6 protein-coding genes are annotated in these 7,039 nt (G+C 40.4%); 3 read left to right on the forward strand and 3 right to left on the reverse strand.

What is annotated here, in order from left to right:
• Positions 1 to 59 precede the first annotated feature (59 nt).
• Entirely contained in the window at positions 60 to 773 is a 714-nt protein-coding gene (locus tag ACTHJT_RS12075; RefSeq protein ID WP_440238498.1) for a ComF family protein, read from the forward strand.
• Between the two features lie 276 nt (positions 774 to 1,049).
• Here ACTHJT_RS12075 and gldJ read toward each other — a convergent pair whose 3' ends face one another.
• Together gldJ and ACTHJT_RS12085 are read right to left on the reverse strand one after the other, a co-directional pair.
• Positions 1,050 to 2,240 (reverse strand): gliding motility lipoprotein GldJ, encoded by a 1,191-nt coding sequence (gldJ, locus tag ACTHJT_RS12080; RefSeq protein ID WP_440238500.1) that lies wholly within the window; start codon positions 2,238 to 2,240, stop codon positions 1,050 to 1,052.
• 211 nt (positions 2,241 to 2,451) lie between these two features.
• Positions 2,452 to 3,387 carry a hypothetical protein gene (locus ACTHJT_RS12085; protein ID WP_440238502.1) on the reverse strand — a complete coding sequence of 312 codons (936 nt, stop codon included), beginning with the start codon at positions 3,385 to 3,387 and terminating at the stop codon, positions 2,452 to 2,454.
• 223 nt (positions 3,388 to 3,610) lie between these two features.
• Here ACTHJT_RS12085 and gldM point away from each other — a divergent pair, with 223 nt between their 5' ends.
• Positions 3,611 to 5,221 carry a gliding motility protein GldM gene (gene gldM, locus ACTHJT_RS12090; RefSeq protein ID WP_440238504.1) on the forward strand — a complete coding sequence of 537 codons (1,611 nt, stop codon included), beginning with the start codon at positions 3,611 to 3,613 and terminating at the stop codon, positions 5,219 to 5,221.
• Between the two features lie 157 nt (positions 5,222 to 5,378).
• A complete protein-coding gene (locus ACTHJT_RS12095) occupies positions 5,379 to 6,488 on the forward strand; it encodes a DegT/DnrJ/EryC1/StrS family aminotransferase (protein ID WP_440238506.1) in 1,110 nt (369 codons plus the stop codon).
• A gap of 10 nt (positions 6,489 to 6,498) precedes the next feature.
• Here the strand turns inward: ACTHJT_RS12095 and ACTHJT_RS12100 are convergent.
• On the reverse strand, positions 6,499 to 7,039 hold a 541-nt coding region (locus ACTHJT_RS12100), incomplete at its 5' end, for a hypothetical protein (RefSeq protein ID WP_440238508.1).

Genomic DNA, 7,039 nt, shown 5'->3' on the forward strand with positions numbered 1-7,039 from the left:
ATACTTTTTATCAAAGGAAATACTAATTTACGAACCAATCAGCGAAGGGAATATTTTTTATGAAAAATCTTTTTAAAAGCATCGGGTCTTTTTCCGCATGTTTATCGGATGTATTGTATCCGCCACATTGTATTGTCTGCGAATCAGGCCTGAAGCAGGGAGAGACCGATGTGTGCGCCGCCTGCCTGAGTACCTTGCCACTGGTGAATGAAGATTATTCACCCGAGTCACTATACATCCGTTTGTCAATAGAATTAAGACCTTCGTTCGTATGGGCTTTCCTGTCGTTTGATGCACGGAACAAAACACAGAAAATTCTGCACGCGATTAAATACGGGGATTCACCGGACATAGCCACGCGAATTGCGGCTATCTGGGCAGACCGCATAAAAGCATCGCTTCTTGAAGCAAACATTGATGTGATCATTCCAATTCCGCTCCATCAATCAAAAATGCGGAAAAGAGGATATAACCAGGCGACCAAAATTGCACAGGGATTTACAACGGTGTTGGAATCATGTCCGGTGGAAGAACAGGTGCTGTACAGAAAAAGAAATTTATTTATCCAGGCAAAAAGCACCCGGGCGAAACGGTTTCAGAATGTGAAGGAAGTATATGCGATTAAAAATATTGACCGCATCCAGGGTAAGCATGTATTGCTGATTGATGATGTATTAACAACGGGAGCTACGCTGGAAGCCTGTGGTGTATTATTGAAAAAAGCAGGAGCAGCAAAGGTAAGTGTTGGCTTGCTGGCAATGGTTGTGGATTGAAAATATAAAGTCGTTTAGTTAAGGGGCTGCATATTTTATTGTTCTAAAACCGTTGGCTAAAGCCAAACGGTAATGAAAGCTGTGCAAAGCATTATATTAATGCTGGCTCGGCTTTCATTGCCGTCCCATTTATGGGACGGTTTCTGTATCATTAAGGTAATTTGAATTCGATAAACTAATTCTTAACTAAACGACATTGGATTGAAAATGTAAAGAAAAAAAAATCCCTTCCCGACATTATCGGGAAGGGATTTTTTTTGAATGAAAATCTATCTATTAATAGTTTGTACCAGCCTGGATCATTGCACAGCGGAAACCGATTGTTGCAGTGCTTGAATCTTCAGCAATGTATCTTCTTGTACCTGGAGACATCCAGTAAGCAACGTCTTTCCAAGAACCACCTTTGTATACACGTACGTGGTCATCAACTAAAGACTGGAAACCAGCTTTGTCATATCCTTTTTCTTCATCTAAGAAACCGTTACGACGTAATGGGTTCAAATCATCAAATGTTTGGAATGATAACGGACGGTAAACATCGTAAACCCATTCGTTTACGTTACCAGCCATGCAGTAAAGACCGAAATCATTTGGCGGGAATTCGTAGATGTAAGTAGTGATCATTGCACCATCGTTCAACTTACCAGCGATACCGGCATAGTCACCACGACCTCTTTTAAAGTTTGCAAGGAACATACCCATTTGTTTTCCATAAGGGTTACGTAATGCGTGACCATCCCATGGATATAAACGCTTGTGTGTTTGGTTTTCATCTAACCACTGGTTACCGATAAGTGCCTGAGCAGCATATTCCCACTCAGCTTCAGATGGTAAACGGTAGTTTGGAAGAACAACACCTGATTCCAATGGAATACGTCCACCGCCTTCAGGAACTTCCATACCTGCATTTTGTGCAAGCTGATTGTTTACTACTGTAGTTCTCCATACACAGTAGTCGTTCGCCTGGATCCAGTTAACACCAACCACCGGGAAATAACGGAAACCTGGGTAACGGAAATAGTGATCTACGTATGGATCGTTGTATGCAAGTTCAGATGCCCATACGGTTGTATCCGGCAATGCAGACTCATAAAATTCCTGAGATGAGTCACGCTGAACATAAAATAAATATTCTAACCAGTGAATGTTGGCAATTTCTGTTTCATCCATGTAGAAAGATGCTACAGTAACTGTTCTTTCAACGTTGTCACCGTTTTTCATTAAATCTTCTTCAAATGAACCAAGAACTGTACGTCCGCCTTCAATGTATACTAAGTTTGGACCTTCCGGCTGACCAGCATAATCTGCTACCTGATAGCCATTTTCTTCATTGAAAGCCATTCCAGTTGTCGTACTGGAACCTCCCGGATTCATACTAGTAGGGTTCCCTTTGCTGCACGAAAAAAGAAGTGAAGCTCCTGCTAATAATACAACCGCATGTTTGATAACACGATTCATTTTCTTCATAACCTGTTTAATTAATAGATAGTATTTTCCAATTCAGTGTGCTAATTTATCCACATTATATCTAAAATCCAACAAATCAAAGGAAATTTGATACTTGAATTTAGACACAGTTCATAAACAGCGATATACACATTAAAATTTTCTTTCTAAAACGCCTGAAAAAGCCATTTTTGAATAAAATTCTTCTGTAAATACCTGTAAATCTATCCCATTAAAGAGATAAATCCAATTGTTTTTGCAATTCCTGTTCATTAATTGCATTTAATTGAATGATGAACGACTCCCGATCGCCCACCCGGGTTTTTGCAATTCCATAATATAAATGTGTGTCCGTTTTCTGAATAGATATACAGGTAACGGGGGCACCTACCGGTAGATCCGGACATACCCATTGTCCGGAATTATCTTTATATAAAGGAATTACACTCATCAACGAATCAAATACAATATAGTTATATACTTCTGTAAATTTTTTTTCCGGCACCGGAACCAAAAAAGTGGCCACGAAACTGGCTTTTTCCAGGGAATCCTCATAAAAACGGTCACAATTGATCCAGCCGAAGTTTTTGATGGAGAAAAAATACGTGTTTAAACTTTTTTGAATTTGCGTTTCTTTGTACGCATCATCTTCTGCAATGAAAGATTCTGTATAGCTTTCTTCATATATAGAATTGATGTTCTCACTCAGGTTCCAGTTCATATTTCCGTCCTCGTTTCTCACGCCTTCAAAATATGTCATGTTTGTTTGAATATCTTTTGGCAAGCGTATTTTAACGGCATCTTCACACGCAATATATAATGGAGCGCCGTTTTCAGAAAAAGCATTGATGTAAACAGAACCGTCGCTCTCTAATACACTGCCGTTTGAAACCGTATACGCCCGTTCTTTTAGTAACGCCTTCTTACTATATAGCTCCTTCAGTTCAAATTCTATTTTTCCTGTTGCAGCACTGTCGCTCAATGTTAAACAAGCCGGACGGATAAAAAGTATGGTTCCTTCTTTTCCATAGAATATGGTATCAGCATTTGACTCCAGATAAAATGTCTGTACAGGTACAGATAAAATTTTTGTTAAGTCGGGTGCTTGTGGTTTCGAAAACACAACCGGATACTCATATACCTGACGCATGCCGATGGTCCGGTTCATGGGTTTGCAGCTGAAACAAGCCAACGTTGCAGCAACAAAATATAACAACTGTTTTCATAAGCATAATATTTTATTAAAGAACATAATGCAGCACTTGTGTTTGGTTACAGATTTATAAAGACATTATGCTTCGATAAATATTTTTTTATCGAAGTATGTATCTTTTTTATTCCTCCACATTATTCAATCAAACAAGTAATTATTCACTTAACAGATTTGAATTATGGCATCAGGAAAAGAAACTCCCAGACAACGCATGATTGGTATGATGTACCTCGTGCTGACAGCCTTGCTTGCCTTGCAGGTAAGTTCTGCTGTGATTGAAAAATTTTATGCATTGAATGAAAGTATAGAAACCGGTGTATCTAATGCCGCCATCTATAACGGCGATCGTTTGTTTGAAATACAGAAAGCTGTAAAAGAAAGAGGCAACCGGAGTGACGAAATTATACTCGCAAAAAATGCACTGACACTGCGCGAGAAGACGCAGGAGATCCGTACCTACATGGAAAAATTAAAAACAGAAATGATAGACCGGACCGGTGGTTATGACGAAGAAGGTAATTTAAAAGGCGCGAAAGAAGAAACCGAAGTGGAAGTGTATATGCTTGGCACCAATAAATCCAATGGCAAGGCATACGAACTGCAGAATAAACTGAATGAATATGTAGCCTTTGTAAGTAAACTGTCAGGAAAATCTTTTCCAAAAATTGCACTTGATGCCAAAGATGATCCAATCTATAAAAACAAAGCCGACCAGAAGAATAAAGATTTTGCACAGGTGAATTTTGCGCAGACGCCCCTGGTTGCAGCCATGGCTGTGATCAGTGACCTGGAAACAAAAGTTACCAATATGGAAAGCTCCTTGATGACGCAGTATATGACAGACGTTGGCCGTGGTGATTTTAAAGTGAATAGTCTGAAACCGGTTGTACGTGCAACGAGTAAATATATTCCTGCCGGAACGAAATATGAAGCAGAAGTGATGATGGCGGCAACATCTACCTCGCAACAACCAGTGATGCAGGTAGGCACACAAAATCTGGCTGTGAATCCGGAAGGTATCGGTGCTTATAATTTTCTTGCAAGCGGTGGCGCATACAATGCCGAAGGTTTATTAAAAAAGACATGGACGGCACAGATCAAAGTTAAAAAACCGGATGGCAAAGACACGGTGTACACCGTTACAGAAGAATATTTTGTGGTAAAGCCTGTGATCCAGATTCAATCGGCAGCGCAGACAGGTTTGTATTTTAACTGCGGAAATAAAGTAGATATCATGGTGCCGGCACTGGGTGCAGAATACAATCCGGAATTTAAAGCCACGGGTGCAACGGTTAAATCTACCGGTACAAAAGGACGTGTATATATTATACCAAGTTCTCCGACAACAAAAGTTGCTGTGTACAACAAAGGACAATTTATCGGAGAGGAAGCATTTAAAGTAAAAGCAATTCCGAAGCCAACGATTGAAGTGCGCGTAAACGGACAATTGGTAAATGCCCGCACCGGAATTTCTTCCTTGGCTTTAAAAAACATTTCGATCAAAGCCATTGCTGATGCAGACTTTGCTGCCAGCCAGCCGGAAGATTGTTACTATAAAGTTACCGAATGGGAAATTGATTTTGGCCGTGGTAGAAAACAGGTTCCGGGTCTTGGGAAAATGACACCGACGGAACAGCAGGTAAGTATGGGCGGCAAATCACAGAACCTGCAGGACAAAGACATGATTTTTGTAACACCGAAAAAAGTAATGCGCAAAAATTATCTCGGGGTTTGGGAAGAAGTAAAAGTTGCTTCCACTCCGATTTTAATTCCTATACTCAACAATTAATTTTTTTAAACGCCTTAACTAAAAAGTTAAGGCGTTTATTTTTCCTGACGAGCAAGAAACTGTCCAAAGGGTTCAAACCCCTTGGAGAGTTAATCCTCAGGCTGACTAATTTCTTGAAATAAACATTTATATTTAAAGAACAGATGAAGCGTAATTTATGAAACACATTCCCTTTTTTACATTAACACATCAGAATCTTGAAATCGAAAGAGAAGTGCAGGCCTTTTATAAAGAACTGCATGCCGATGCCTGGTATGTATTGGGTGAGCGTGTTACTCAATTTGAAAAAGAATATGCTGCATATCATTCCGTAAGACATTGTGTTGGCGTAGGCAACGGACTCGATGCCCTTACACTTTCACTGAGGGCATTAAAAGTCGGAAAGGGTCACGAAGTTATCGTTCCCGCAAATAGTTTCATTGCGACATTGTTAGCCGTTACACAAGTGGGTGCCTTACCGGTATTGGCAGAACCTGATCCGCATACATTCAATATCACGGCTGAAGAAATTGAAACAAAGATTACAGAGCGAACCAAAGCAATTATTCCTGTGCATCTATACGGTTTGCCTTGCGAGATGAATAAGATCCTTGCTCTTGCTGAAAAAAAAGATCTATACGTGATTGAAGATAATGCGCAGGCACACGGAGCAATTTATAAAGGAAGAAAAACCGGAAGTTTCGGAGTTGTGAATGCAACAAGTTTTTATCCGGTGAAACCGCTGGGCGCATACGGTGACGGCGGTGCTATAACCACCAACGACGAAACACTTGCACAACAGATCCGAATGTTCGGTAATTACGGTTCGGAAGAAAAATATTTTTATGAAACAACAGGCATCAATTCCCGCCTTGATGAAATACAGGCGGGAATTTTGTCGATCAAATTAAATCATTTGGACCGCTGGAACGAAGAGCGCGCACAGATTGCTGAAATTTATTCTAAAGCGCTTAAAGAAATTCCGGAACTGATACTTCCGGTCTCATCACCGGACAGTACACATGTTTATCATCAGTATGTGGTGCGTACGGAAAGAAGAGATGAACTGAAAGACCAGCTGCAGAAATACGGTGTGCAGACAGGTATTCACTATCCGGTACCCCCGCACCTGCAAAAAGCCTACGAATTTTTAAATATCAAAAAAGGAAGTTTACCCGTAACTGAAACGTTGGCTGAAACGGTTCTAAGCCTGCCGATTTATCCGGGAATGAAAAAAGAAGAAACTGAATATGTATGCGACGCGATCAAAAACTGTTTACAGGCATGATCGCGTGCCATTATTTTTTTTCTTCTTCGGGTTGGCAAAATTCTATGTTTCTGGATGTGATGTGCCAGTAATAAAGCATCGACCCGAGAAGCTCCGACTGCTCACAGCTATCGGTGAATCCCCAGTTAATGACCGTACAATCTCTTTTCAGTTTTATACATTTTTCCGGACCTTTTGATTTGATGGCCAGCTCCTGCAGGTATTCTTTTTCGCAGGTATTTGTGTATGTCGGTACAGTATCTTTTTTCATGTAAAAGAATGAGATACCAATTAAAAAGCAGATATAAATTCTTTTTACTAAACCTTTGAACAGTTTAATAAGCAATACGGAAGAAGCGCCCCAGCAAAAATACATCAACACCAAAACCGGAAGAATGGTATCTCTGCGGAGTATGAACGGTCTGTAATCGCGGTAGCCACCCATTGGCAGCAGCAATATATATACAACAGAAAAAATTGCCCGTAAAACTGCAATGTTAAAATCGTCCGGTGTTTCTTTTTTGGGTGTGTTTGTCAGGAGTTGGGTTTGTGTGGGGGGTGGCGGGAGTTGG

Source organism: Cytophaga sp., assembly GCF_051961495.1.
Lineage (GTDB): Bacteria > Bacteroidota > Bacteroidia > Cytophagales > Cytophagaceae > Cytophaga.

Excerpts from the sequence above, each read along its gene's own strand:
- ACTHJT_RS12075 (WP_440238498.1), top strand. The coding sequence starts at position 60 with ATGAAAAATCTTTTTAAAAGCATCGGGTCTTTTTCCGCATGTTTATCG.
- gldJ (WP_440238500.1), bottom strand. The coding sequence starts at position 2,240 with ATGAAGAAAATGAATCGTGTTATCAAACATGCGGTTGTATTATTAGCA.
- ACTHJT_RS12085 (WP_440238502.1), bottom strand. The coding sequence starts at position 3,387 with ATGAACCGGACCATCGGCATGCGTCAGGTATATGAGTATCCGGTTGTG.
- gldM (WP_440238504.1), top strand. The coding sequence starts at position 3,611 with ATGGCATCAGGAAAAGAAACTCCCAGACAACGCATGATTGGTATGATG.
- ACTHJT_RS12095 (WP_440238506.1), top strand. The coding sequence starts at position 5,379 with ATGAAACACATTCCCTTTTTTACATTAACACATCAGAATCTTGAAATC.